Genomic DNA, 25,271 nt, shown 5'->3' with positions numbered 1-25,271 from the left:
GAAGTTAGAAAGGAAGGTCATCATCGTCCCCAGCTTTTGTAGCTTCCGCGATTACCGTAATCTGCTTCAATCCGACATTTACAGAGTAAGCCTTTCCTCCAGTGGATTTGTCGAATGATCGGCCTTGTAATGTGATGTCTGCTTCGACTACCTTGCCAACAGAATTGACATTGAATCCATGTTTATCAATATTCTCATTGAATACGCTAACACCCCATTCTTCATCTGCTGATTTCTTTTCATTGGTGTAACGATCCACATATCCTGGAACGAAAATCACGATTGTCTGGATTCGACCTTCGCCATTTTGCCCATAAGTTTGTACTGGTAATACTTCTTTGATTATTCCTTTGATTTTAGTTAATGCCATGATATTTTATTTAATGAGTGAGCGGACTTGATCTAGATTTACCATTGGTAGCATTGTACCGATGGTTTTTTGGGGTAGAGCATCATATGCCTCCGGGAAGTGTTTTTTCAATTGCACTGGGGTACGTAGATTAAGGATAGTATTTTCTACAATGGCCATCGCTTTTTTGTAATCTTTTCTTGCTTCATCCAATTTATTCTGTAGATCCTTTATCTCATGAAAGTCTTTTAGATTCAGATCTAGATAAAGATTGTATCCTTTAGGCGTAGTGGGAACGCGATTATTAAGACTTACCAAATCGGTTGTTGAGCGAATGTTCTGTCCAGTATTTTCATAGATAAAGAAACATTGCTTTGTGCTGCCGAAGTAATCTACGTATGTCTCAAAAGCTTTAAGTAATTCAGGTTTGTAGCACTTTAAAGCTTTTTCGGTTGCTAAGGTTGATAATTCCGTCTGAATGGTCTGAATTGATTTTAATTTCTTCGCTAGAAGTTTTTTGGCAATTTGACTTGCCAAGTTTTTTGAAATTCTTGTTGTTGACATGATTGTATAGTTTAATTATGAGTTTTATTGATAGCGTCTTTATATTCCTTGCACCACATCAGCATTGGGCCAATGATCTTATGTGCATACTCAAATTGTGAGCTTCCATTTTTTGGAATCAGGAGAAGAAAAAATTCCAGATTATCGACCACTCTTTTGCACAGAACGTGAAGCTTCGCAGATTGACTGTTAATCAGCATCAGCAAAATTTTATCTACAGCTGCCGCACGCTGCCCGTTTAGTTCCTTAGTCGCTTTGTAGGCTTTGTTTCGTTGGATAGTCCAAGAGCGAAGTGAATTGTATATAAAGCTGTGCACTTCGCTTTGCCACTTCCGTTCAACATCTACCCAACTAGATACATTGATCTCTTTGGAAGGGATGCGCATTTCTTTTGGGTAGAGAATAACCGCCTTGCGGCTTTGCTCATTAACATTTATTTGTAGCATGGTATTAGGGTTATTTGGGTTCGTAGATGTTTTTCCGGATAGCAAATGCGGTCATCATAGCTTTGCTATTGACACCTAGCTTCTGCTGTATATTTTGATTATGACTGGAAACGGTTTCCTCAGATATGAAAAGGCGATCTGCGATAAGCTTATTTGGCAATCCTTCAGCAACGAGTTTCAATACAAGTAGTTCCTGCTTTGTAAGGTGTCCGTTCTCAACTTTGATAGTAGCACACAACTTTCCTTCTTGTGCACAATTGCCGCGACGGCCACAATCGAAGTATTCGGTGTAATCGATCACACCATCAGAGTCGATATCTGGATCGTTATCAAAACCACCAAAGCGGCAAATAATGTATTGGCGAAGCATTTCCTCTTCTTGAGTAAGATCCCATTCCAATAATGCTTTGATAACTTCTGGATGTTCTTGCATATCCTGCAATACGCGCTCAAGAATCCAAGTAGGGAATTCACCCCAATTGTAAACCTTACCATCATGCAGACATTTGATGTCGTTATTATGTACGTAGAACTCTACACCCTTATCCTCCAATCCCGGTGGAATAGCTTGCTGTATATTGGTTAAATTGATCATTTCACAGCATTTTTTAGACGCTTAAGCCTTTTGTGTTTTTGCACTTTGCTTTCTTCAATTAATCTAATAGCGATGTCGATAACACTATCATTCATTCTTTTTCCCGAAAGCACGTAAGAAACCATTGATACGCTCAAACCAGTTTCGGACGATATAATTGTAATAGCGCCTTTTGGTAAGTTTTTCCGAAGTGTGTTTAGATCCTTATTCTCCATTTAGTATTTATATGGGATTTCAATAATGTAATGTAATGTGAATATTTGTTCCACAATTATAGAACATATATTCTTAAAGTGAAAATATTGTCAAATAAAAGTGAATATTATGTCTACAACATTCTGATTATCAAGGAAAAAAAATTCAGATTTTTACGACATGAAATTCGTAATAGGCGAAAAAATTAAGGAAAAAGTAGAAGAACGTGGCGTTACGCAAAAGGCTTTTGCTTCTGCAATAGGAATGACTCCTCGAAATCTAGAGCGATTTTTCGAGCGTTCAGACATATCAATAAATCAATTAGTAAGAGCTTCAGAGTTTTTAAACTTTGATTTTGTTTCCTTGTACATTGAGAACTCACCTCATGGAAAAAATATTCCACAAATAGTGAAAGAAAATTCTGTCAACTACCATAATAAACTGAAAGATGTATCGGTACAGATATCTATATCAGGAGATGTAGAAACTATATCGAAGCAACTTTCTTCATTACTGATTAAAATACAATCAGAGGCTGAGCAACGAGGACTGCATTTAATATAATGGTGATGATTAAAGATTTAGAGATTGGGAACTATGTTCTCATTAATAAGGAAGCGTTTGGAAAAATTGTTTCAATACAGAATGATGTGGCATTGTGCGATTTTAGAAATTTCAGAAATAACAGCCATGGTCGCGAATACTTTTTATTATCGATAGTACAACAGTTCGACCTTCAAACTTATTTGGAACAGGGAGGTGATTTATTATGCTAACGTCTTTATTACAAGAATGAATCGAACTTACATATCTTATATGGCCATTTTAATTGTTTATAAACATGATAAAATGGAATAGATTTTTGAGCTTTAGCGCTATAGTAATATATTCTATTATAGCGTTAGTGACATATTTTTATGTTCAACATTTCTTAGAAAATGCTCGTTTGCATACGATTATCTCAATCTCTATAAATGTAATCTCAGTAGCAGGGTTTTTAGTTACTATAAATCAACTGATGACTGTGCGAGAAAATGAAACTGCAAATAGAAAAGAAACCCAAAAGGAATTACAGAACTATTTTAATACGCTTGTATTTCAGGATTTAACAATGAAATTTCATGTATTGGATAGTACAGAAAGTGATATAAGAGGTGATCGATGGGAAGATAGTTTAAGAGGGTTAAGGGATATTACAAAATTACTTGACATACTAGAAACTTTAATTTCGAAATTAAACCTTGAAATTGATTTGGACACGGTTGCAGTTTATCGAAGATCTATCAACCATCATATCAGCCTAGTTGAACGTAAAATACAATTCCCGACTGCGAAGATTACAAAGCAGGATATTACCTCAAATCTACGTGACTTGTCAACATTAATACATAAGCAAATCATTAGTTTAAAAGCCAACACATACAATGGAGAAAATATATAAAATACTTGAACAGTTGCTTGAACGAACCAAAGCTAAAAAAGCAAATTGGAAGAAAGTCGATAACGGTTTTTTGATTAGTCTTGATGGAAAGTCTTATCTCACTATTTCATCTTATGAAAAAAATCAATGGGAGTATGTTTACATATTAACGATTTATAACGATCAAGGTTACAGAATTGTTAATCAGGACACTGACGGAGATGAGCAATTGTTTAATATTCTAGATCATTTGTATGAGGCAATCAACAATCTTTATTACAAAGTAGATGAGACACTCGATTCTATTATTGGCAAACTAGAGGGGTCAAGTGAAGCGGTAGGTGATCCCAATTTTAAAATCAAAAAGGTTGACGATGATCTTCCCTTTTAAATCTGAGTATTAATTATTCTCAAAATTTTTTGAAATTTTCGCACATACATCGCAATTTTAATATAAACAACTGAAATATAATACTCTGGGGTTATCCTTTTGGCGTACTACTCTAAAATACATTTAAAAGCCCTTTTTCAATCGATTAAGGGCTTTTTTTATGCGATGACCAAATGAGAAGCAACATTCCGTATAAGAACTACTCCACGGTATAGGTTTTTCTAAGATTGTCTAAACTTAGTCTGATCTACCTAGCATGCTATTAGCCATCATTACCTTTTCATCAAAAATATTATTCCTAAATTTTACCATATCTAGTTTTATAATATTCCTATGATAATAAAAATAGAAGTCAAATGATCCACCTACAATACCTTTCTCTGGAATATAGACAAACCTATCAATACCTCGATCTACCTCATATAAGTGAGATGGCATATGCCAATCTGTCAAAGACCAAAATTGATAAGCCTCTGAGTTTCCAATAATGAATTTTCTTGAAAGAAACTCCCTTCGATCTCTTAACCGATCAAAAGAAGAATAACCGTCGGAATAACTTTCTAATGGAAAATCACTTTTAATCCCTCTATAATATTCCGCCATTGAATTGATAGTGACCGGAGTTTGTTCCTTATTTATTGTACCCCAAACTGAATTGAACATATCAGGCTGATCACGTAATGCAAAAAACTGAAGCAAAGTGTTGTAAGCCTTGTAATATTCTCCATGTCTTTTTACAACAAATTTGTATTCATTCAAAAATTTATTGTTCTCGTTATACGTGCCAGAATATAATTCATATAATGAAAGCTGCTTTAATTTCAACAAGTCCTGAAAGCTAAGCGTATCGTCGGCAAGATCAGATAAATCAATTTTTTCCCATAAATCCAAGGATTCGACATCAGGCAATACACTAAACAAGATGATTTCTCTGCCATTCCTCGTGTCAGTCTTAAATTTTGGAAAAATATTAAATATTTCGACTTGCGAATTTACAGCATATAGTTCTTCAGTGTCGAGCGTATAACTCTTGATCGTATACGATGAATGCTCTTCGTTCAGTACAAAATACTTTTCTTGTGCTTGGCTGAAAGAGACAAGAACTAGAAAACTAATAAAGGTAAAAGCAGATTTAATTAAGGCATTCTGTCCCATAACTTCCATTTTTATAAGCTTTTTTATAAAAAAGATCACACATGCTACTTACATCTCGAGTTTTTTATAGTACTTCTGCCTCGTAATCGGCAGATTATCCACTATATTTATCAAAGCACAAAGCTATATTCAGCTTCACTTTTGTCAAAAAATATAGATGCGTGCCTAGCTTCGTGATACATGATGAAGCAATATATACTCTTTTGGCGCAGTATTGAATATTTTTTTGATTTAAAGTAATAGTTTTCATCGTGCCTATCTCAGGACATCCTATGCATCGTAGTAAATCTTATCAAATCAGTCGCCTTTAATACCTCGCCAGCTTTCATGATTCAGAGAGCACGCTGGCGAATGCCTGCCATAGCATTTATTACTTTTATAAATTCGGATTTAGGGTTATCATGATCTAAGGTCGAATAGAACTTCTTCCAATGATAAATGAATTCTAATAGAGTATAAAATTTCCGTTCCTTAACTTATGGTTATAGCAAATACGAAGTTTGATTCGTAAATTATTGATCAAAAAATACCAGCCTCTTTACTAGGGTAAAACAAAAAAAACAGATCTACGATCTGTTTTTTTACTAGTTAATAAAAAATAATCCCGCTCTATTTCCCAGATAGAGCTTTGTGGATTACTTAATCCATACGTTTGAAAACACCGTTTGCATCGAAAACCAGATCGAATCCATTCGTCAATTCGACATCGAATTCTTTTCCATCTTTCTCGATACTTGTGATCTGTTGTCCTTCGTAATTTCCATTAACATACGTAACGATTGGCTCAGGAATGAAGGTGTAAGGTATAGCAGTATTGTTATTTCCGTCCACTTCCGTCCAGTTGCCATTTTTATCAAAAACGATTTCGGTTCCATCGGTCAGGTAAACCGTGTACTCCCGACCTGCCAAACCTTCTTTCTCTTTCTTCACATGCGATACCTTAATATTCGCAAAATGTGTACTTAAAAAAGTGTTTGATGCAACAGGAAGATCTTCAGATTGAATTACTTCTTCTTTATCGCAGGATACGGTTGCCACGGCCATTGTCAATAATACCAAAGCGTTTAAGATAACATTTTTCATTTGTTGTAGTGTAGAGTTATTGTTGATTGATCTTTAAAAATTCTCCTTTATTATTAAATTCTAATTCGATTCCGCTGGATATCGCTACGATATACCGCTGCTTGTTTCTTTCTATTTTTGTCACCGCCATTCGCGGAAAGCTACGTTGCAAATAAGTAATAATATTCGTCGGTACGATTGAAAGCGGAACAGCTTCTCTCCGAGCATCTATTTCGCTCCAATTTCCAGATTCATCAAATTTGATTCGTTCTCCACCTTTAAATACCACGCGATAAACAGTACTTTCAAACCATGATTGTACATCTTCCGTTACCGAAAACACATTCATGCGCGCATAATGCCGCTGCAAAAATTCTCGTGATTTATCAGGCAGTCTAGAAAGCGAAATGCGTTTATCTTGACTGTACGATTCACCTGCATTTGACAGGAGTACCAAACAGCTCAAAAAAGATATATGATGCATCCTCATACCCTTGCTAAATCTTATTAGGAACAAAGATGACGTGGCTTTTGGGAAAGATTTAGGAATTTGAGAAACTAATCGAAAAAATGTGAAAATTTCTTTCAAAGTGATATTCTACAGATCCTCCAGGGGTTATTTGAAGGATTGACTTCACGAGGGAAAGCCCCAATCCATTGGATTGTATACTGTCAGATCCTTTGTAAAAGCGATTAAAAATATAACTTTCTGGCAATGCACCTAAAGTGGTGCTATTAGCTATTTTCCAATTCTGTGAATCAACAACTATACGAATTTCGCCGCCCGTATCTGTATAACGTATTGCATTCCGAATTAGGTTTGAAAAAGCCATTGTCAATAAATCACGATTACCTTTAACGTAAAGATCTGCCTCCAACTTCACGTTTACTGTAATCCCCTTATGCTCGGCTACATCCAAAAAATTATTAAGCAACTCGTTCGTCAACTCATTAACATGAATTAGCTCATTCTGTACAAACTGTCTGTTTTCAATTCGTGATAGAAATAATAATGAGCGATTGAGATCGATCAATCGCTTCAAAGATGCCTTCGTGTCGGCAAGCTTAGACATGATCGCTTTTGGCACATCTTTCTCTTCTAAGATCAAATCAATTTTGTTAATAGCGATCGCTAATGGTGTTTGCAGCTCGTGGGAAGCATTTTCAATAAACAGTTTCTGATCTGCAAAAACGGCGGCATTTCTTTCGACCATTGACGCTATGTGTTGATGCAGATGCTGAAATTCCAACACATTCGTCTCCACAGGAGCAAAGGAAGTTGTAATACCAACTTGATAATCATTCAATGCCTCTAAAATATCTCTGAACGGACGTAAAGCTCTTTTGACAATATATTCTCTTAGTAAATAGATACTGGAAATCATTACGATATACAGCACTAATAAGGCCGTGGATAGATCTATAATCAGATCATCTCTTTCTACCGTAGATGCGCGAATTTCTAACAAATAGGTTTGCTTATCTGGCCCATAAAACATAGTAGTAAGTACACGGTAAGGCTCTTCTTCATCGTCGTACGGCATATAAAAAAATTCGTGCGAAAATCTATTGCGCTCATCAAACACGGTATCACGCAATGGTGTAATACGAAACTCATTCACAGCGTACTCACGGAGCTGCAATAAGGATGGGTCTTCGTACACCGCGCGTAGTATGTTGATTTTTTGATTTCTCAATCCATCATCAACATTATCATACACCTCATCGAGTATGTACGCATAGAAAAGGAGTGCCCAAATGGTCATGACCGCAAAAATTGCAATCATCAAATACCGCATTGTAAATTGCTTGATCGAAATGGCCATAACGTAACTATTATACTAATTTATATCCCACGCCATATACAGCTTGTATATCGACATCTGCGCCATGGTCACGCAATTTTTTGCGCAAATTCTTGATTTGAGAATAAATGAAGTTCAAACTATCGGCCTGATCAATAGCGTCGCCCCAAATGGATTCGGCAAGCAATACTTTTTGAACAAGTTTTTCGGGTCTGATCAGAAAATAATATAAAACGTCGAATTCTTTCCTATTAAGTGGTAACGCTGCGTCATTTACAAATACCATACGATCATCCGGTGCCAGTACGACATTTTTGTACGTGATTCGGTTATCTACATGATTATTATGTCGTCTTACTGCCGACTTGATCCGAGCCAATAATTCTGCCAAGTGAAATGGTTTGGCAAGGTAATCATCTGCCCCAAGATTTAATCCCTCAACCTTGTCCACGATTGATCCTTTTGCTGAAATAATTACCACTGGCGTATTATCTCCCTGCCCTCTTAATTTCTGTAAAAGTTGCATACCACTACCTCCTGGCAAGGTAATATCAAGCAGAATACAGGAATACGTATATAATGAGATTTTTTCCAGTCCTTCAATAAAATTATTTGCTACCTCCACGACGTATCCTTCGGCCGACAGAAACTCTGCCATAACATCTTGTAGGTCAATCTCGTCCTCTACGATCAAAATCTTCATAAAATGAATAATAAGGTTAATTTAAATTTTCTTTCAGCGCGTAAAAAAAAGGAACGACATTTGCTAAAAAGTATTAGACAACAAAAATAATGCTGCAATTCAAAAGGTTGTAATTTTGTCTGTAGCAATAGTACTTTGTTGACCAACTTTCTGACTCCTGCAAACATATACAGCTACCAGGTGTTTCTAACGTGAATATTAACAATATATACTCGTATTTTGAATAGATTTGGAAAAATCGCACTGAAGACTCTTCTATGGATCGTCGGTTCTGTTATCCTTTTAGTGCTTCTACTTATTGTACTAATCCGAATGCCTAAGATCCAAAACTTTGTGGTTGGTAAGGTGACTAATTATGTTGAAGGTAAGATTGGTACACCTGTGCGAATAGGTTACATTAATATTGCTTTCCCGAAAAAATTGGTATTGGAAGACATTTATTTTGAAGATCAATCCCAAGACACATTACTTTCTGGCGAACGCATTTTGGTAGATATCAATATGTGGCGCTTGCTCGACAATACAGTGGAGCTCCAGGAACTGGAAGTAAAAGGTGTCACTGCAAAAATCAATAGAACGCTACCCGACAGCACATTCAACTTTGATTACATCGTCAATGCTTTTGCTTCGCCAGAAAAACAACCTAAACAAGAAGAAAGCGAATCCAGTATGGTGTTCGACCTAGACAAGGTGCTTTTCGAACGCATTCGATTTGTGTACGACGATCAAGTAATTGGTACAGCTGCAGACCTCAATCTACAGCATTTTAGCACGAATATTAAGAAATTTGATTTGACCGGTGATATGGCTTTTGCGATGTCTACCATTAATTTGGATGGTGTGCAGGCCAACGTACGCCAGTGGACAGTAGCCGATAGTACTGATGCACCAGATGCTTCAGATTTTGGAATCGAAACTGCCGACACATCTGCTAGTGCCGCCATGCCAGCATTGGCAATTAACACCATCAACTTAACTAATATTCATATCAAGTACGATGACGAAGCATCGGGTATGGATACCAAGTTTGACTTGCGCAAACTAATTGCCAATATCGACGAAATGGATCTCAACAAAGAAGTGGTTCGCATCAAAGACGTCACTTTAGAAGAGTCTGATTCTTACGTATTATTTGGCAAAACAGACCAGCCAACTCCATCAGCTGCTGCATCGCAAGATACAAGCGCGACCGAAGCACAGCCGATGAATTGGGTAGTTAGCTTAGGAAAATTGAATGTAGAGAAAACCAATTTCTGGTTTAAAGATGAAAATCAACCAAGAACGAAAGGTCTGGATTTTTTCAACATGCGGTTATCCAATTTGGAGACCGATTTACAAGATTTGTATTATTCGTCGGATTCGATATCGGGCTCTTTAAAAAATTTATCCGTAAAAGATCACTCTGGTTTCTTTCTGAAGCAGGTGAAAGCAGATTTCGCCTATCATACTACTGGTGCAATGATCGAGAACCTATACGTCGAAACTTCTAAAAGTTTGATCCGCGATTATGTAAAAGTGAGTTATCCATCATTAGACGCCCTGTCTAATGACTTGAGTCAAGTACAGATTGAAGCGAACATCAAGAAAAGTCATATCGACATGAGCGATCTACGCTACTTGGCGCCCGATCTAGAACAGGAAGAAAGCATGAAGCCGTTATTGGCTCAAAAATTCTATATCGATGGCAGAGTTCATGGCCACGTCGATGATTTGTATATTCCAAATTTTGAATTCAAAACACTGGATAATACACACATGCTCGCAAAAGCCCATATTAAAGGCTTACCAGATGTGGAGAAATTATATATCGATTTGGATTTAAGAAAGTTTACCACAGGTAGAAGAGATATTGAGCGACTAGTAGCCAAATCGATGTTGCCAGACAGTATTCAGCTACCAAATTCTATTAGCCTTACTGGAAAGTTTAAAGGTGGAATGACCGCCTTTGCGACCAACATGGATCTCATTACCGAGCAAGGAAACGCTAGCGTTAACGGTAACATGAGCATGGCGCGAGATACGACGTACGATTTGCGTGTAGCCATTAATGATCTTAACATTGGTCAGATTCTTGGTCAAGATTCGGTCCTCGGCATTATTGCTGCCGAAGCGCATATAAAAGGTACAGGTTTGGATCCGAAAACCATGCTAGCACAAGTTCAAGGAACCGTAAATCGTGCGGACGCCATGGGTTACTCCTACCGCGACATTACGATGGATCTGGAAGCTGATCGCGGCGATATTCGCGGTAAAATAAATAGTCCGGATCCCAACGTACGCTTCGATCTGGATCTGGATGCTAATATGCACGATACCTATCCGCGATTAACGGCTTCCTTGATGATCGACAGCGTGAATTTCCAAAATCTGAAACTGATGAACGATGATTTCCGATATCACGGAGAAATTGTAGCAGACTTCGAAACTTTGGATATTGATTACTTGAATGGATCACTGAAAGTACTTAATTCAAATATAGCGCACAACAATGATCGCTATTACTTAGACACTGTGGCATTGACCGCGATGACTACTGCCGAACGCAGTAGAATCCTATTCAACTCAGAGATGCTGAATGCGCATTTGGTTGGCCGTTACAAAATTTCTGAACTGGGAACATCCATTCAAGACATTATCCGTGTTTATTATAACCCCACGAATACGATTGACACCACGAGTTACTCTCGCCAGCAATTCGAATTCAGTGCTCGTGCTAGCCATTCGCGAATTGTCCGCGAATTAGTCCCAGATCTGGAAGAAATGCGCGACATCACGTTGGATGGTACATTTGACAGTGATTCTAAAACTTTGATAGCGAAGATTCTAGCGCCTAAACTAATTTATTCGGGCACAGAAATAGAAAATGTTGGAGCAGACATCATTACGGTAGATAGCACGTTGTACTACAATACCTTGATTAACAGAATAAGTGTGAGTAGTGTGGAGCTGATCAATACAGTAATAAGTGGTGATGTCGCTAATAACAATGTAAACTTCGGCCTGTGGATTCGAGATAAGGAAAGCCAACCACAATACCATCTTGGCGCTAAAATGACCGCAGATAACAATAATTTCATCTTAAGCATGCTTGAAGATGGCTTGATGCTGAACTATGAAAACTGGAATGTGATGCCCAATAATCAAATTGCTTTTGGTGATGCAGGCATATTGGTACGCGATTTTGTGCTTCGAAATAATGGACAGGAATTATCCGTTTTATCACAAGACTCCACCTTCAATTCACCTATAGCATTGAATTTTAACAACTTCAGAATTGAAACCATCAGCAGAATGGTAGATTCAGAATCACTAGATGTCGGTGGAGGTATTAATGGAACAGCTACCGTATCCCGCTTAGAGAGCAGTCCAGTATTTATTTCTGATCTCACGATCGATGCATTCAGCTTCGCAAAACAAGAGGTAGGTGATATCAGCATAAAAGTCAACAATGAGCGAGAAAATACTTTTGCTGCTGACGTCGCAATCACGGGGAATGGCAACGATGTGCAGTTATTAGGAACATTCGTATCGCCACCACAAGGTGACGCGCAGATCAATGCAAGCCTTGAATTTAAACCGATGATGATGAAAACCTTGGAAGCATTTAGCTTTGGCAACCTTCGAGATACAGAAGGAACTATCACCGGCAAGATCGATATTGCAGGTACGACAACAACGCCTCGTATCACAGGTGGACTTACCTTTAACGACAGTAAGATGAATGTAGCGATGTTGAATTCAACCATGTTGATTAACAATCAAACCATATCATTAAACAATCAAGGAGTACAATTTAGACAGTTTGAAATTCGTGACGCCAAAAATAATACTGCCCGTATCAACGGAGCCGTGCGCACGACCGATTACAGCGATTTTGCTTTCAATCTTAACCTCAACATGGATGATTTCGAGGCGATGAATTCTACGATGGAAGACAATGATATGTTTTATGGTAAAATGTATCTCACCACCAACCTTCGTGTAACAGGCGATATGAATAGTCCGCGCGTAGATGGAAGTATTCGAGTGAACGACAATACAGACTTTTACTTTGTCGTACCAAACGAAAATCCGGGTGTAGCCGAGCGTGACGGTGTGGTGAAGTTTGTCAATCGTAGCGATAGCACGAGTAGAAATATATTTGCCCAGCTTGATTCCATCGCCACTGCACCTGCAGCACTTACCGGTATGGATATCAGTTTAAAATTACAAACAGATCCTGAAGCACGTTTTACCGTCGTACTCGATCCGGGTACACAGGATGAGCTGCATATTCAAGGTATAGCCGAGTTAACCGCCGGAATAGATGCGAGCGAAAAAATCACGATGTCAGGCACCTATACGATCGAAAAAGGAGAATACACCGTGCCACTCGGACCTTTGTCTCGCAGGTTTACCTTCCAGAAAGGAAGTGTTATCACCTGGGGTGGCGATCCATTGGATGCGAACATGAACATTACCGCAGTATATAGTAATCGATTCCCAACATTGGAATTAGTTCAAGGTCAAGTAGATCAGCAAGCTCAAAACTTGTATAGACAGCGTATTCCTTTTAATGTCTTGCTGAAGTTATCTGGAGCTTTATTTACGCCAGATCTAGCATTCGATATCCAATTGGACGACAATAGCACCATGGTGCCGCAAGATGTGACGAGCAATGTCAATATTGCATTAGCGAATATGCGAAACGATCCAGCAGAGCTGAACAAACAAGTTTTCTCTCTGATTGCACTCGGTAGATTTATGTCGGCAAATCCGTTCGAAAGTTTATCTGGTGGTGGTGGCGTCGAGGGCATGGCTCGCAGTACATTAAGTAACTTCCTAACGGGGCAATTGAATAATCTGACCTCTGATCTAATCCGCGGTGTGGACATTGACTTCAACTTGCAATCTGAACAAGACTTCCTTACCGGGAGTGCGCAGAACCGTACCGACTTAAACGTAGGTCTATCCAGAACGCTGTTTGATGATCGGCTTAAAGTTACGGTAGGATCCAATTTTGAAGTAGAGGGCAACGCCAGACCAGGGGAAAAAACGTCTAACATTGCAGGTGATGTGTCCCTAGAATACCGCTTATCTGAAGATGGCCGTTATATTGGTCGTGTATTTCGTAATAACCAATATCAACCTACTTTGCAGGGGCAGTTTATAGAAACAGGAATCGGTCTCGTAGCCAATATAACGTATGATAAGTTCCGCGAAATATTTATGAGTGCCAGGTCGGTCGAAAACTATTACAACACTAATAATGTGAACTTCCGTAGACGGTTTGACGTGGATCGAATTGAAACCGATTCTGTTTACAGAGATAGTGTACGAACGATAATTCAAGACAGTTTGGAACGTCGACTAAATAGAGATCGCCGCCATAACTTATCAACAAGCAGACCCGTTACAGCACAAGATCGTATCAGCAATAACGGCGTAACAAATTTCGGCGCGCGACCACGCAGCCCTAAAGATACCGTAAAAAGAAAAGAAAATACAGCCATAAGAAATGAGGAAGAAGAAAGGGAGTCCAATGAAAAATAATCACCTTTTAATTGCTACCGCATCACTGCTTCTCGTAGTGGGCTGTAATGCCACTAAGTATATTGCGGATGGCGAGCATCTTTTCGAAGAAGCCACAGTGAATATCCAGAACGACACCTTAGATAAAGATCGGAAAGAATTATTTGAAAGTCGACTGCAAAGTTACGTACGCCCAGAGCCCACCTCAAAATTGAAGGTAGCTCTTTGGAATATGGGTGGCGGACCAGATACGACGGTTGGATTTATAAAACGATTTATCAGACGCCAAGGAAAAGCTCCCGTACTGTTAAGTGAGGTCAATTACGAATATAATGAGAATCTGTTGCGAAATCGCCTAGAGAACCTCGGTTTTTTTCAGGCGCAAGTTACTTCCGACACGTTGATTAATGGCAAGAAAGCAACCGTGCAATTCGATGCCGTTGCGGGACCGGGGTACAAAATTAGAGAAGTTGCCTTTGATGTAGATTCGACAAAACAATGGGGTCGTGATATGGCTAGCACCAAAGATGCTACTCTATTGCGCCGCGGTAATAATTACAATCTGGATGTCGTCATTAATGAACGGGAGCGCATTGATGTAGCCATGAAAAACAAAGGCTACTATTATTTCAATGCAGACAACATGTTGTTGGATGTGGATAGTACCGTAGGAAGACATCAAGTAGACATGTTTATGACCGTAAAACCGGAAACCGCGGAACGCGCAAAACATCCTCAACGTATTGGAAAAATCGTGGTTTTTCCAGATTACACTCAATCAGCTGAGGGTTACACACGACGTATTCCTAGAGGAACCGAGGCTTACGAAGGCGAATATTATATTTACGATCCTGACAACAAGTTTAGAAAAAAAGTACTCGCTAACCACCTGTTCTTCCATAAAGGCGAAATGTATAATAGGGAAGATCATAATATGACGATCAATCACTTGGTCAATATGAATACCTTCCAATTCGTAAAAAATGACTTTGTCGATAGTCCGGATTCGGCCAACACGATGGATGTATATTATTACCTCACTCCTATGAAGCCGAGGACGTTACGCACCGAGCTCATCGGAAAGACAGCGACTGTATACAATGGTATTGAAGGTAGTGTAAACTGGAGTCTGAAAAACGCTTTTAAAGGTTTTGAGACACTCACCTTAACGGCTTTTGCTGGATTCGAAACACAAGTAGGTGGTGCAGCCTTAAACTCCAATTTTATTCGCTATGGTGCCGAAGCAGCTATCAGCTGGCCACGCCTGCTGTCTCCATACAAATGGGCACCTTCGCGGAAATACATCCCTCGCACCTTCGCTAGTTTGCGCTATGAGTTTCTAGATCGTCGTGCGTTCTATAGTTTAAACTCATTGACTTTTAACTTTGGGTATTCTTGGAAGGAAAATGAGCGCAAAGTTCATGACTTGACATTAGCGGAGATTATCTATGCCCAGCCCCGGAATGTGACAGAACAATACCGTAATCAAGCCATAACGTTTCCTTCCTTATTACATATCATCGAGCCGCAATTCTCTTTCGGACCAAACTACGTATTTACTTTCCAGAACAATATGGAGGATCGTACACACACCTACTTTGTACGCAGTGCGTTGAATACATCGGGTAATGTGCTAGGCTTGATTCAAGGAGCAGACGCATCTTCAGATAGTCCTGAGTTTCTGTTTGGCACGCGCTATGCGCAATTCATACGGGGTGAAGCAGATTTCAGACATTATTGGAAAATAACGCCAAAATCCACTTTTGTCACGCGAGCCATGATTGGTGTTAGTCATTCCTATGGCAACTCCATTCAACTTCCTTATTTGAAGCAATTCTTCTCGGGAGGCCCGAATGGTATGCGTGCGTTTCGCGCACGCTCTGTCGGACCTGGGTTGGTCAATGCAGCAGACTATGTGCCTGATGATTTTTTTGCTGATCAAACCGGAGATTTCAAGCTGGAACTCAACGCCGAGTATCGCGCGCCAATTTCTGGGATCTTCAACTGGGCAGCCTTTGTGGATGCCGGTAATATTTGGTTACAACGCCGGGATGAAACCAGACCTGGTGCAGAATTGACCACCAAATTCTACGAACAATTAGCCGTAGGTGGCGGTTTAGGCTTGCGTGTTGATATCGACTTTTTAGTGATCCGTACAGATTTGGCCATTCCATTTAGACAGCCGTACGTGCAGGAAAGTAATGGTTGGGTATTCAACCAAATCGACTTTGGAAATCGCGAATGGCGACGCAGAAACCTTGTCTTCAACTTGGCCATTGGATATCCATTCTAATACTCCGCAGGTGTAGGTTATTTTTTGTATCTTTAAAAGAATCAATAATCCACTAAGACATGAAAGTAACTGTAGTTGGTGCAGGAGCCGTAGGTGCGACTACTGCTGATAATATCATCCGAAGAAACATTGCCGAAGAGGTCGTTTTATTAGATATCAAAGATGGTTTTGCTGAGGGCAAAGCACAAGATATGTCGCAGACCGCCGCCCTGTTAGGATTTGAATCGAAGATCACCGGTGTCACAAACGATTATAGTTCCACAGCAGGTTCGTCCGTTGCCGTCATTACTTCGGGTATACCGCGTAAGCCAGGCATGACCAGAGAAGAACTAATTGGCACCAACGCCAATATTGTTAAGACTGTGGTCGAAAATTTAGTTCAACATTCACCAGAGGTTATTATCCTGATCGTTTCTAATCCAATGGATACGATGACGTATCTCGCGCTCAAAAGTAGTGGACTACCCAAAAACAGAATTATCGGCATGGGTGGCGCACTGGATTCTGCCCGATTTAAATATCAAATAGGGCAAAAATTAAATGCAGCCGCGACTGATCTGAATGCCATTGTGATTGGCGGTCACGGAGATACGACGATGATTCCACTGATTCAGCATGCAACTTGGAACAGTGTGCGCATTAGTGAGCTTTTGACTGCCGAAGAACAGAATGATATTATACAAAAAACCATGGTTGGTGGTGCTACATTAACCAGCTTAATTGGTACATCCGCTTGGTACGCTCCCGGTGCTGCCGCTGCTGCTATGGTAGAGAGCATTATCCGTAATCAGGGCAAACTATTCACCGCATCTGTGTATTTAGAGGGCGAATATGGACACGAAGATATTGCGTTGGGAGTACCAGTCATAATCAATAATAAAGGTTGGGATCGTATCATACCTATGCCTTTATCAGACGATGAACAAGAACTTTTAGGTAAAAGTGCTGATGCCGTGCGTAAGATGAATCAGGTACTATCTGATGAAGGCATCATTTAAATAACTTGTTCGCTTTTTAAACGCACTACATGACCAAAATACCTTTGGAAATCATCCAATTACAGCCGGATGGTTTCCATACACTTATAGAAATTAAGCTCCTAGATAAAACCTTTAAAATGGTAGTAGACACTGGGGCTTCTAAAACCGTGTTGGACAAAACCACCCTGCTCGATGCTGGAATAACGGAAGCCCAATTGAACTTAACAGACGTGTTATCTACGGGACTGGGTACGAATGCTATGGAAAGTTTTTTTGTACATATTCCAGAACTTAAGATAGGTGACTGGCATATTAAGAAGTTTGATTTTGCTGTATTAGATTTAAGCTCCATAAATTATGCTTATCGCAAGATGAATCTCGAGCCCGTAGTCGGTGTCTTAGGCGGAGATATTTTGCAGGCATATGGCGCCATAATCAACTACAAAACGGCCACATTACAGCTTACCAATCGCAAACGCAGAAAATTACAGGTTACTAATACCGCTTAAAGAGACGCCGTTTTATGTGCAATCTTAGGTATAGATAGAAGCCAAGTGAAATTAACACAGCGCAACTGCCCATCACATACAACGTATTTTTTAATCCAATCCACTCCGCCAAACTTCCGATCAGCAAACTTCCGATTGGAAATATCCCTTGGAATGCCATCACATAGTACGACATGGCGCGCGCGCGATAAGCCGACATCGCATGCGTCTGAATGTAGGTGTTGATAGATGAGTTTTGCATCATCATTCCAAATGCCACACAAGCCGTAAAAATCAATGCAGAAGGCAAGAAATGGGCATATGCCAGAAAAAGCAATGCTACTCCCATAATACCAGCGGAGAACATCACGCGATAACGTAAATTTTCTCCAGATTTTAGTCTAGCCATATTCACGGCACCAATCATCGCACCAAGCCCAGCCATACTTTCGAACCAAGAAAAAGTAGCCTCATTCCCATTAAACAGTTCACGTGCGACTGCAGGTAGCAAAGAAGTATATGGAATGACCAACAAACTAGAACAAGTCAAGACGATAATCAAAGAAGCGATGTGCGGCGACCTTTTAAGATAATGAAACCCCTCGATCAACCCTTCCCAATTACTACCTCTCCTACCCTCAAATGAGCGCTCTGTGACGCGCATAAGCATCAAACAGATGATAACAGGTACGAAGCTAACGAAGTTAACTGCAAAGCAGAACAACTCCCCATACGTGGTCAACAAAATACCACCAATCGCAGGGCCAACCATACGCGCCGCATTAAATATCGAAGAGTTCAACGCGATCGCATTAGGCAAATCTTTCTTATCATCAACCAACGAAACCATAAGCGACTGCCTACCCAGGACATCAAAAGCGTTAATTACTCCCTGAATAAAACCAAGAATAGATAATAGCAGCACAGATTCCTGGCCAGTATACACTAGCAAAGTAAGTAAACCTGCCTGCGCCATTAGGCCAAATTGCGTTTTCCTTACCAGATTATATTTCTTCCTTTTGTCTATAAAAGATCCAATAAATGGCGATAAGAATAGCGAAGGCGACAGCGATATAAAAGACACAAAACCTAGCCAGAATACCGAATTGGTGAGCGAATAAACCATCCAGCTGATAGCAACGCGCTGCATCCAGGTACCCATCAGCGAAATAGCCTGTCCGATAACATGTAACCTAAAATTGGGGTATTGCAGCGATCTAAAAATATTCATCAATCAAGATATGATTCGAATTTAAGAATTACCATTTATTCTTTGTGTTTTTTATAGTTAACTTTGGAACAACTAACCTATATGTTAGTTTTCACCAATAAGTTAATACACTAAAAATCAATACATCGAATATGAAGTTTTTTATCGACACGGCAAATCTGGAGCAAATCAAAGAAGCGCAGGATTTGGGCGTATTAGATGGGGTAACCACTAACCCGAGCCTAATGGCCAAAGAGGGTATTTCAGGACAGGACAATATCTTGAATCACTACAGAGCAATCTGCGATATCGTGGATGGTGATGTAAGTGCTGAAGTAATCGCTACGACCTACGACGAGATGATCAAAGAAGGCGAAGCATTAGCCGCTTTAAATGCTAAAATAGTGGTCAAAGTGCCTATGATTAAAGACGGTATAAAGGCCATAAAATACTTCTCGAGCAAGGGAATCAAAACCAATTGTACATTAGTATTTTCAGCTGGTCAAGCACTACTTGCAGCGAAGGCTGGGGCGACTTATGTATCTCCATTTATCGGTCGTTTGGACGATATCTCTGTAGACGGTTTAGCATTAATCGAGGAGATCCGTTTGATCTATGACAACTACGCATTCGAGACTCAAATCTTGGCGGCTTCAGTACGTCACAGTGCACACATTTTGGGTTGTGCTAAGCTCGGAGCAGATGTGATGACTGGACCACTTTCGGCGATGCTTTCGTTGTTGAAACACCCACTTACAGACAGTGGACTTACACAGTTTTTGGCAGACTATAATAAGGCTGCTGGCAAATAATATCGGACCTCTTTTGGACCGTTGTAATACCGTTGTCATATCCCATGGCGACGGTTTTTTTTTGTGCATATAATACGTAATTTTATGCCCTATGAAAGAAGATCAAAAAGGGTTGGCAGAGCCGAGCGAGATGACAGGTTTCAAAGACTTGCTTCGAAAAAATAAGCTGAAAGTAACCCAGCCCAGACTCCGTGTTTTGGAAATTATATCGGCAAAAGATAGTGCCATCTCACAACCGGAATTGGAAAAATTACTCGGAAAGGAAACTGACAGAGTGACGCTATATCGCATCTTAGCCAGCTTCGAAGAGAAGGGTATTCTTCATAAAGTATTTGACTTGCACGGGACGGCAACTTACGCAACCTGCTCACACAATTGCTCGGAACACAAGCACGAAGATCAGCACATTCACTTCATTTGCTCCTCGTGCAATAGCGTGATTTGCCTAGAAGAAATCTCAATCCCACCAATTCGAGTTCCCAAAAATTTCGCTCTTCAATCTGTCGCCGTGAACGCTGTCGGGCTTTGTGATAGGTGCCAGAGTTAGCAGCATATACCACACGCTACAATGTGCTAAAATTCTGAGAAATTCTATATGCTAAAAATTTAGTATATTACACATAATACACTAATAACTAATTAATTGAATTTTATTTATTGCATTGTTTATTCACGCAATACTATTTAGCAAAAACCATCAACAAATGATGGTTTTTGCGTTTACTGCCCTAACTGCCAATACAAGCCTTTTTAATTTTAGCAATTCATACTATAAATATTTTATAATCAGAATATTGAATAAGCTAAAATACTATTTTAATTTACATTTCGAAATAGCACACCCTACCCCTACCCTTCTACCTTGTATATGCCACAAAAAAAAGATTACCTTCGGGTAGACACCATTCGATAGATGGCCGCAATTCGCCAGCCTATAATTGAATCAAAAATTCGACACGAAACGATGAAGAATAAGACAGACAAAATCTATAAAGATGTTTTCGTAAAACTAATTGTAGAGATTTTTGAGAAAGGAAACAACAAACCACTCAACTATAAACAGGTCAGCGCCAAGCTGAATATTGATGACAACGAAGCGAAAGAAGCAATACGAGACATTCTGTCAGACAACTCCAAAAACGGATTATTCGTATCTCATGATCGGGGCAAGTACAAATTGAAATCTTTGAAGGTATATGTGTCCGGCAAAGTCGACATGACTGCTGACGGATCGGCCTTCATCGTTCCCGAAGATTCAGAAGATGGAGACATCTTTGTTGCTCCCCGAAAGCTTCGACAAGCGCTGCATGGCGACCTTGTCAAAGTGCACGTTTTTGAGCGTAAAGGCGGTCGCAAAAAAGAAGGTGAAGTGGTCGAAATCATACAGCGCGCAAAGACCGATTTCACAGGTACTATCGACATCTCCGGAAGCTTCGCTTTCTTCGTCGCGGACGACCGAAAAATGCATCACGACATCTTCATCCCGTTGGACAATTTGAATAGTGCGAAGAATGGCGAAAAGGTATTAGTATCGATTTTGGAATGGCCGCGCAGCGCCAAGAATCCGATCGGCATTGTGAAGAATGTATTGGGCAAAAAAGGAGAGAACAATACCGAGATGAATGCGATCTTGGCAGACTTCGGCTTCCCACTTAATTTCCCTCAAGAAGTGGAAGAAGAATCCAAAAATATCTCAACCGAAATCACCACTGAAGAGATCGCTAAGAGACGTGATTTTAGAGGCACGACAACCTTTACGATTGACCCGTTGGATGCCAAAGATTTTGATGATGCGATCTCCTTCGAACAACTGGAAAATGGCAACTACGAAATCGGTGTGCACATCGCCGATGTGTCGCATTATGTAATTCCTGATTCACCACTTGATAAGGAAGCTTTTGACCGCGGCACCTCCGTCTATCTGGTAGATCGTGTGATTCCCATGCTGCCCGAGCGCTTGTCCAACAACCTGTGTTCACTCCGACCCAAAGAAGACAAACTGTGTTTCTCGGCCGTCTTTGAATTGAACGATCAAGCACAGATTCAAAACGAATGGTTTGGCCGCACCGTTATTCATTCCGATCGCCGCTTCACTTATGAGGAAGCGCAAGAAGTAATCGAAAATAAATCAGGTGATTTTGCTGAAGAAATTTTAAAGCTCAATGAGCTTGCATACATCCTACGTGAAAAGAAATTCAAAAGTGGTGCCATCAGCTTCGAATCCGAAGAAGTAAAATTCCACCTCGACGAAAATGGTAAACCGACAGGCGTATATACCAAAGTACGTAAGGATGCACACAAGCTGATCGAAGATTTTATGCTATTAGCGAACAGACGCGTGGCTGAGTTCATCGGTAAGCGCGGCAAAGGAAAGAATAAACCGACCTTTGTTTATCGCTTCCACGATGTACCAAAACCCGATGCGCTAGCTTCCTTCTCTCAGTTCGCCTCACGATTTGGCCACAAAATGAATACCCGCACGGATAAAGAAACCGCCAAATCGCTGAATGCGCTGATGACCAAGATCGAAGGGCAGAAAGAGCAAAACATATTGACCTCGTTAGCGGTGCGTTCGATGGCCAAAGCGATCTACACCACCAAACACACTTCGCATTATGGATTGGCTTTTGACTACTACACACACTTCACCTCGCCTATTCGCCGATATCCCGATGTGATGGTACATCGCCTGCTACAATTCTATTTAGATGGCGGCGAGCAGGTCAATCCAGAGCATTACGAGAAATTGTGCGAGCACAGCTCGCAGATGGAAAAGAAAGCAGCAGAAGCAGAGCGCGCATCCATCAAATACAAACAAGCAGAATTCTTGCAAGATCAGATCGGCGTAGAATACACCGGATTAATTTCTGGCGTGACTGAATGGGGCATGTACGTAGAAATTGAAGAGAATAAGTGTGAAGGAATGATTCGCTTACGCGACATCAACGATGACTTCTACACATTAGACGAAAAGAATTATGCCATCATCGGACAGCGCAAGAAAAAAGTGTATCAACTTGGCGATGAGGTACAGATCAAAGTCAAAAAAGTAGATCTGGAGAAACGTCAAATTGATTTTACCTTAGTAAGCTAGGGTAATTCACGAAAAGCATTTAAAGAGCAAACACCATGCAAATAGAACAGGTAAATCACGATAATAAAGGCTATTTCAAAGCAACAGAAGATCATAAAGAAGCAGGGAGAATGACTTATTCTTGGGCCGGCGACAGCCGGATCATTATCGATCATACGGAGGTAAATCCTGATTTTAAAGGAAGAGGTGTCGGTAAGATCATACTGATGGAGATCGTGAGTTTCGCGAGAGCAAAGAACATCAAAATCTTGCCACTTTGTCCTTTTGCTAAAAGCGTATTCGACAAAGATGAAGAGATTCGGGATGTTTTGTAGTGTATCTCATCGTCCTAGCGACGAAGTACGACAAGGTAATCTGCCATAAGCAGAATACTATAACTAAAAAAAGCGCCAGAACTGATGTCCTGGCGCTTTGTATTGACCAAACTAACTTAGTATTGAAAACTAAGCACAGTAGGTGTAGTATCTGGTAAAATATCTTTGGTTTGTTCAACAATCACTCGACCGCCTTGTTCAATTTTATAAACTAATTTAAAAGGCTGCGTGAAGGCTGCAGCAGAAATTGTTACACTGGCAGCAAGATAGGAAGATGTGCTTTCGAATGTTGCCGTTTTTCCACCAGCAAAATACTCTTTGTTTAAGTCATAAATTGATTGACCTGATGTACCTGCTGCTCCGTTAACTTTCCATAATGTAGGACCTTGAGCACTTGAACCAATTACTTGCGCAGACATAGTACTTCCGCCTTCTCCCGTGTACCCTTCGGCTGTAACAGTAACCTTTAATACTCCTTTATCAGATGTAGGATTATCATCATCCTTAGAACATCCAACAAATGCAAATGTCACCAACGCCACTACAATAGCAGCTACCAACTTATTTTTCATAGTTTTAAAAAGGTAAATTATTAATGTTTTAAATAGTTTTTGTGCATTTGACAAATTACATGCCATAAACATACGAAATAAGCAAAATAATTATGTAAGATTGCTATTGAGCATGAAATAGTTATTGGCACTGGTAGAGCCATTATGCTTAATATTAAGATGCCCTTATTTTACATTCCACCTAGAGAATAGTAATAAATAATAAAAACACAGCAACTATTTACATCTAACTATTTAATATTCAAAAGGGAATAAGTATCTTTGCGGACTTTAAAAATTAATTTTAAACGAATTAAAAAACTAGAACAGGTAAATGCCTACTATTCAACAATTAGTTAGAAAAGGTAGAGTAGCTCTGGTTGACAAGAGTAAGTCACCAGCGTTGGACTCATGTCCACAGCGAAGAGGTGTATGTACACGTGTATATACTACTACCCCTAAAAAACCAAACTCAGCAATGCGTAAAGTTGCGCGTGTACGTCTTACAAATGGTAAAGAGGTGAATGCCTACATTCCAGGAGAAGGCCACAACTTGCAAGAGCACTCTATCGTGTTAATCCGCGGTGGTCGTGTGAAAGATTTACCAGGTGTACGTTACCACATCATCCGTGGTGCTTTAGATACATCAGGTGTAGCTGGTCGTAACCAACGTCGTTCTAAATACGGAACTAAACGTCCTAAACCAGGACAAGCAGCAGCAGCTCCTGCTAAAGGCAAAAAGAAATAATTAAACGGAGGAAAATAAAATGAGAAAGTCAAAACCAAAAAAGAGAATCATTTTACCTGATCCGAAGTTTAATGACGTTCAGGTAACGCGTTTCGTAAACAACATGATGTTCGATGGTAAAAAATCTATCGCATATTCTATCTTTTACGATGCAGTAGAATTAGTAGAGTCAAAAACTCAAGAGAACGGTCTTGAAGCTTGGAAAAAAGCATTAAACAATGTGATGCCTGCCGTAGAGGTAAAATCACGTCGTGTAGGTGGTGCTAACTTCCAAGTTCCTATGGAAGTTCGTCCAGATCGTAAAATCGCTTTGGGTATGAAATGGTTAATTTCTTATGCTCGCAAACGTGGTGAAAAAACTATGTTCGAAAAATTAGCAGGAGAAATCATTTCAGCTTCTAAAGGTGAAGGTGCAGCTGTGAAGAAGAAAGAAGATACGCACAAAATGGCGGAAGCTAACAAAGCGTTCTCACACTTCAGATTCTAATCGTGAAAACAACCAGAATCTAATAAGGCATACGCCGGCTTTGACATCCCGCAAGGGCTTGACAAAGCCGGTGTACTTATTTAAAAACATTGAACAAC

General features: G+C 39.9%; 24 protein-coding genes. 13 read left to right on the top strand and 11 right to left on the bottom strand.

Annotation, left to right across the window (positions count from 1 at the left end; translation table 11 throughout):
* Positions 1-4 precede the first annotated feature (4 nt).
* From A0125_RS04970 to A0125_RS04955, 4 genes are read right to left on the bottom strand one after another with little or no spacing between them, the layout of a single operon-like run.
* Entirely contained in the window at positions 5-370 is a 366-nt protein-coding gene (locus A0125_RS04970; protein ID WP_066753100.1) for a hypothetical protein, read from the bottom strand.
* Positions 371-376: 6 nt separating this feature from the next.
* Positions 377-913, bottom strand: coding sequence for a hypothetical protein (locus A0125_RS04965; protein ID WP_066753097.1), 537 nt, complete (start codon positions 911-913; stop codon positions 377-379).
* Between the two features lie 11 nt (positions 914-924).
* On the bottom strand, positions 925-1,359 hold the full coding sequence (locus A0125_RS04960) for a hypothetical protein (protein ID WP_066753094.1): 435 nt from the start codon (positions 1,357-1,359) through the stop codon (positions 925-927).
* Between the two features lie 10 nt (positions 1,360-1,369).
* Entirely contained in the window at positions 1,370-1,954 is a 585-nt protein-coding gene (locus A0125_RS04955; protein WP_066753092.1) for a response regulator transcription factor, read from the bottom strand.
* 375 nt (positions 1,955-2,329) lie between these two features.
* Here A0125_RS04955 and A0125_RS04945 point away from each other — a divergent pair, with 375 nt between their 5' ends.
* The 3 genes from A0125_RS04945 to A0125_RS04930 all read left to right on the top strand — a co-directional run bounded on the left by A0125_RS04945 (position 2,330) and on the right by A0125_RS04930 (position 3,960).
* Positions 2,330-2,713, top strand: a complete 384-nt coding sequence (locus A0125_RS04945; RefSeq protein WP_066753086.1) for a helix-turn-helix transcriptional regulator — start codon at positions 2,330-2,332, stop codon at positions 2,711-2,713.
* Between the two features lie 277 nt (positions 2,714-2,990).
* Positions 2,991-3,590, top strand: a complete 600-nt coding sequence (locus tag A0125_RS04935; protein ID WP_066753078.1) for a hypothetical protein — start codon at positions 2,991-2,993, stop codon at positions 3,588-3,590.
* Positions 3,574-3,960: a hypothetical protein gene (locus A0125_RS04930; protein WP_066753075.1), complete on the top strand. Its 387-nt coding sequence runs from the start codon at positions 3,574-3,576 to the stop codon at positions 3,958-3,960. Before A0125_RS04935 ends, A0125_RS04930 begins: the two co-directional genes overlap by 17 nt.
* A gap of 237 nt (positions 3,961-4,197) precedes the next feature.
* Here the strand turns inward: A0125_RS04930 and A0125_RS04925 are convergent, their stop codons facing one another.
* The 5 genes from A0125_RS04925 to A0125_RS04905 all read right to left on the bottom strand — a co-directional run bounded on the left by A0125_RS04925 (position 4,198) and on the right by A0125_RS04905 (position 8,685).
* Positions 4,198-5,115 carry a hypothetical protein gene (locus A0125_RS04925; protein ID WP_197464795.1) on the bottom strand — a complete coding sequence of 306 codons (918 nt, stop codon included), beginning with the start codon at positions 5,113-5,115 and terminating at the stop codon, positions 4,198-4,200.
* 639 nt (positions 5,116-5,754) lie between these two features.
* Entirely contained in the window at positions 5,755-6,198 is a 444-nt protein-coding gene (locus A0125_RS04920) for a PepSY-like domain-containing protein (protein WP_066753069.1), read from the bottom strand.
* A gap of 16 nt (positions 6,199-6,214) precedes the next feature.
* Positions 6,215-6,661: a PepSY-like domain-containing protein gene (locus A0125_RS04915; protein ID WP_066753066.1), complete on the bottom strand. Its 447-nt coding sequence runs from the start codon at positions 6,659-6,661 to the stop codon at positions 6,215-6,217.
* A 58-nt stretch (positions 6,662-6,719) separates the two neighbouring features.
* A complete protein-coding gene (locus A0125_RS04910; protein WP_066753063.1) occupies positions 6,720-8,003 on the bottom strand; it encodes a sensor histidine kinase in 1,284 nt (427 codons plus the stop codon).
* 10 nt (positions 8,004-8,013) lie between these two features.
* Complete coding sequence (locus tag A0125_RS04905) at positions 8,014-8,685, bottom strand: response regulator transcription factor (RefSeq protein ID WP_066753060.1); 672 nt, start codon at positions 8,683-8,685, stop codon at positions 8,014-8,016.
* A 312-nt stretch (positions 8,686-8,997) separates the two neighbouring features.
* On the opposite strand from A0125_RS04905, the gene A0125_RS04900 reads away from it, so the two are divergent.
* The 4 genes from A0125_RS04900 to A0125_RS04885 are packed head-to-tail and all read left to right on the top strand — an operon-like array spanning position 8,998 to position 17,978.
* On the top strand, positions 8,998-14,217 hold the full coding sequence (locus A0125_RS04900) for a translocation/assembly module TamB domain-containing protein (RefSeq protein WP_156472421.1): 5,220 nt from the start codon (positions 8,998-9,000) through the stop codon (positions 14,215-14,217).
* Positions 14,207-16,489: a translocation and assembly module lipoprotein TamL gene (tamL, locus tag A0125_RS04895; protein ID WP_231863129.1), complete on the top strand. Its 2,283-nt coding sequence runs from the start codon at positions 14,207-14,209 to the stop codon at positions 16,487-16,489. Before A0125_RS04900 ends, tamL begins: the two co-directional genes overlap by 11 nt.
* 59 nt (positions 16,490-16,548) lie before the next feature.
* Positions 16,549-17,487 (top strand): malate dehydrogenase, encoded by a 939-nt coding sequence (locus tag A0125_RS04890; RefSeq protein WP_066753050.1) that lies wholly within the window; start codon positions 16,549-16,551, stop codon positions 17,485-17,487.
* A 29-nt stretch (positions 17,488-17,516) separates the two neighbouring features.
* The gene (locus tag A0125_RS04885) at positions 17,517-17,978 is read left to right on the top strand and encodes a retropepsin-like aspartic protease (RefSeq protein WP_066753047.1); all 462 of its coding nucleotides are present in this window, start codon (positions 17,517-17,519) and stop codon (positions 17,976-17,978) included.
* Here A0125_RS04885 and A0125_RS04880 read toward each other — a convergent pair.
* Positions 17,965-19,188: an MFS transporter gene (locus A0125_RS04880; RefSeq protein WP_066753046.1), complete on the bottom strand. Its 1,224-nt coding sequence runs from the start codon at positions 19,186-19,188 to the stop codon at positions 17,965-17,967. The genes A0125_RS04885 and A0125_RS04880 overlap by 14 nt on opposite strands.
* 131 nt (positions 19,189-19,319) lie before the next feature.
* Here A0125_RS04880 and fsa point away from each other — a divergent pair, with 131 nt between their 5' ends.
* The 4 genes from fsa (at position 19,320) to A0125_RS04860 (ending at position 23,387) form a co-directional block, all read left to right on the top strand.
* Positions 19,320-19,979 carry a fructose-6-phosphate aldolase gene (gene fsa / locus A0125_RS04875; RefSeq protein WP_066753043.1) on the top strand — a complete coding sequence of 220 codons (660 nt, stop codon included), beginning with the start codon at positions 19,320-19,322 and terminating at the stop codon, positions 19,977-19,979.
* A 91-nt stretch (positions 19,980-20,070) separates the two neighbouring features.
* A complete protein-coding gene (locus tag A0125_RS04870) occupies positions 20,071-20,526 on the top strand; it encodes a Fur family transcriptional regulator (RefSeq protein ID WP_066753040.1) in 456 nt (151 codons plus the stop codon).
* A gap of 417 nt (positions 20,527-20,943) precedes the next feature.
* Positions 20,944-23,073, top strand: a complete 2,130-nt coding sequence (gene rnr / locus A0125_RS04865) for a ribonuclease R (protein ID WP_066754223.1) — start codon at positions 20,944-20,946, stop codon at positions 23,071-23,073.
* 35 nt (positions 23,074-23,108) lie between these two features.
* Entirely contained in the window at positions 23,109-23,387 is a 279-nt protein-coding gene (locus tag A0125_RS04860; protein WP_066753037.1) for a GNAT family N-acetyltransferase, read from the top strand.
* A 116-nt stretch (positions 23,388-23,503) separates the two neighbouring features.
* Here A0125_RS04860 and A0125_RS04855 read toward each other — a convergent pair whose 3' ends face one another.
* Entirely contained in the window at positions 23,504-23,959 is a 456-nt protein-coding gene (locus tag A0125_RS04855; RefSeq protein WP_197464794.1) for a beta-barrel fold lipoprotein, read from the bottom strand.
* Positions 23,960-24,272: 313 nt separating this feature from the next.
* Between A0125_RS04855 and rpsL the strand changes: the two genes are divergently transcribed.
* Complete coding sequence (gene rpsL / locus A0125_RS04850) at positions 24,273-24,686, top strand: 30S ribosomal protein S12 (protein ID WP_002993550.1); 414 nt, start codon at positions 24,273-24,275, stop codon at positions 24,684-24,686.
* 19 nt (positions 24,687-24,705) lie between these two features.
* The gene (gene rpsG / locus A0125_RS04845; protein WP_066753031.1) at positions 24,706-25,173 is read left to right on the top strand and encodes a 30S ribosomal protein S7; all 468 of its coding nucleotides are present in this window, start codon (positions 24,706-24,708) and stop codon (positions 25,171-25,173) included.
* The last annotated feature ends 98 nt before the right edge of the window (positions 25,174-25,271 follow it).

Origin of the sequence: Sphingobacterium populi (genome assembly GCF_001586775.1) — a bacterium.
In the GTDB taxonomy this organism is placed as follows: Bacteria; Bacteroidota; Bacteroidia; order Sphingobacteriales; family Sphingobacteriaceae; genus Sphingobacterium; species Sphingobacterium populi.
This window is presented reverse-complemented; position numbering and strand designations above follow the sequence as displayed.

Coding starts and splice junctions, on each gene's coding strand:
- A0125_RS04970 (WP_066753100.1), bottom strand. CDS start 370: ATGGCATTAACTAAAATCAAAGGAATAATCAAAGAAGTATTACCAGTA.
- A0125_RS04965 (WP_066753097.1), bottom strand. CDS start 913: ATGTCAACAACAAGAATTTCAAAAAACTTGGCAAGTCAAATTGCCAAA.
- A0125_RS04960 (WP_066753094.1), bottom strand. CDS start 1,359: ATGCTACAAATAAATGTTAATGAGCAAAGCCGCAAGGCGGTTATTCTC.
- A0125_RS04955 (WP_066753092.1), bottom strand. CDS start 1,954: ATGATCAATTTAACCAATATACAGCAAGCTATTCCACCGGGATTGGAG.
- A0125_RS04945 (WP_066753086.1), top strand. CDS start 2,330: ATGAAATTCGTAATAGGCGAAAAAATTAAGGAAAAAGTAGAAGAACGT.
- A0125_RS04935 (WP_066753078.1), top strand. CDS start 2,991: ATGATAAAATGGAATAGATTTTTGAGCTTTAGCGCTATAGTAATATAT.
- A0125_RS04930 (WP_066753075.1), top strand. CDS start 3,574: ATGGAGAAAATATATAAAATACTTGAACAGTTGCTTGAACGAACCAAA.
- A0125_RS04925 (WP_197464795.1), bottom strand. CDS start 5,115: ATGGGACAGAATGCCTTAATTAAATCTGCTTTTACCTTTATTAGTTTT.
- A0125_RS04920 (WP_066753069.1), bottom strand. CDS start 6,198: ATGAAAAATGTTATCTTAAACGCTTTGGTATTATTGACAATGGCCGTG.
- A0125_RS04915 (WP_066753066.1), bottom strand. CDS start 6,661: ATGCATCATATATCTTTTTTGAGCTGTTTGGTACTCCTGTCAAATGCA.
- A0125_RS04910 (WP_066753063.1), bottom strand. CDS start 8,003: ATGGCCATTTCGATCAAGCAATTTACAATGCGGTATTTGATGATTGCA.
- A0125_RS04905 (WP_066753060.1), bottom strand. CDS start 8,685: ATGAAGATTTTGATCGTAGAGGACGAGATTGACCTACAAGATGTTATG.
- A0125_RS04900 (WP_156472421.1), top strand. CDS start 8,998: ATGCCTAAGATCCAAAACTTTGTGGTTGGTAAGGTGACTAATTATGTT.
- tamL (WP_231863129.1), top strand. CDS start 14,207: ATGAAAAATAATCACCTTTTAATTGCTACCGCATCACTGCTTCTCGTA.
- A0125_RS04890 (WP_066753050.1), top strand. CDS start 16,549: ATGAAAGTAACTGTAGTTGGTGCAGGAGCCGTAGGTGCGACTACTGCT.
- A0125_RS04885 (WP_066753047.1), top strand. CDS start 17,517: ATGACCAAAATACCTTTGGAAATCATCCAATTACAGCCGGATGGTTTC.
- A0125_RS04880 (WP_066753046.1), bottom strand. CDS start 19,188: ATGAATATTTTTAGATCGCTGCAATACCCCAATTTTAGGTTACATGTT.
- fsa (WP_066753043.1), top strand. CDS start 19,320: ATGAAGTTTTTTATCGACACGGCAAATCTGGAGCAAATCAAAGAAGCG.
- A0125_RS04870 (WP_066753040.1), top strand. CDS start 20,071: ATGAAAGAAGATCAAAAAGGGTTGGCAGAGCCGAGCGAGATGACAGGT.
- rnr (WP_066754223.1), top strand. CDS start 20,944: ATGAAGAATAAGACAGACAAAATCTATAAAGATGTTTTCGTAAAACTA.
- A0125_RS04860 (WP_066753037.1), top strand. CDS start 23,109: ATGCAAATAGAACAGGTAAATCACGATAATAAAGGCTATTTCAAAGCA.
- A0125_RS04855 (WP_197464794.1), bottom strand. CDS start 23,959: ATGAAAAATAAGTTGGTAGCTGCTATTGTAGTGGCGTTGGTGACATTT.
- rpsL (WP_002993550.1), top strand. CDS start 24,273: ATGCCTACTATTCAACAATTAGTTAGAAAAGGTAGAGTAGCTCTGGTT.
- rpsG (WP_066753031.1), top strand. CDS start 24,706: ATGAGAAAGTCAAAACCAAAAAAGAGAATCATTTTACCTGATCCGAAG.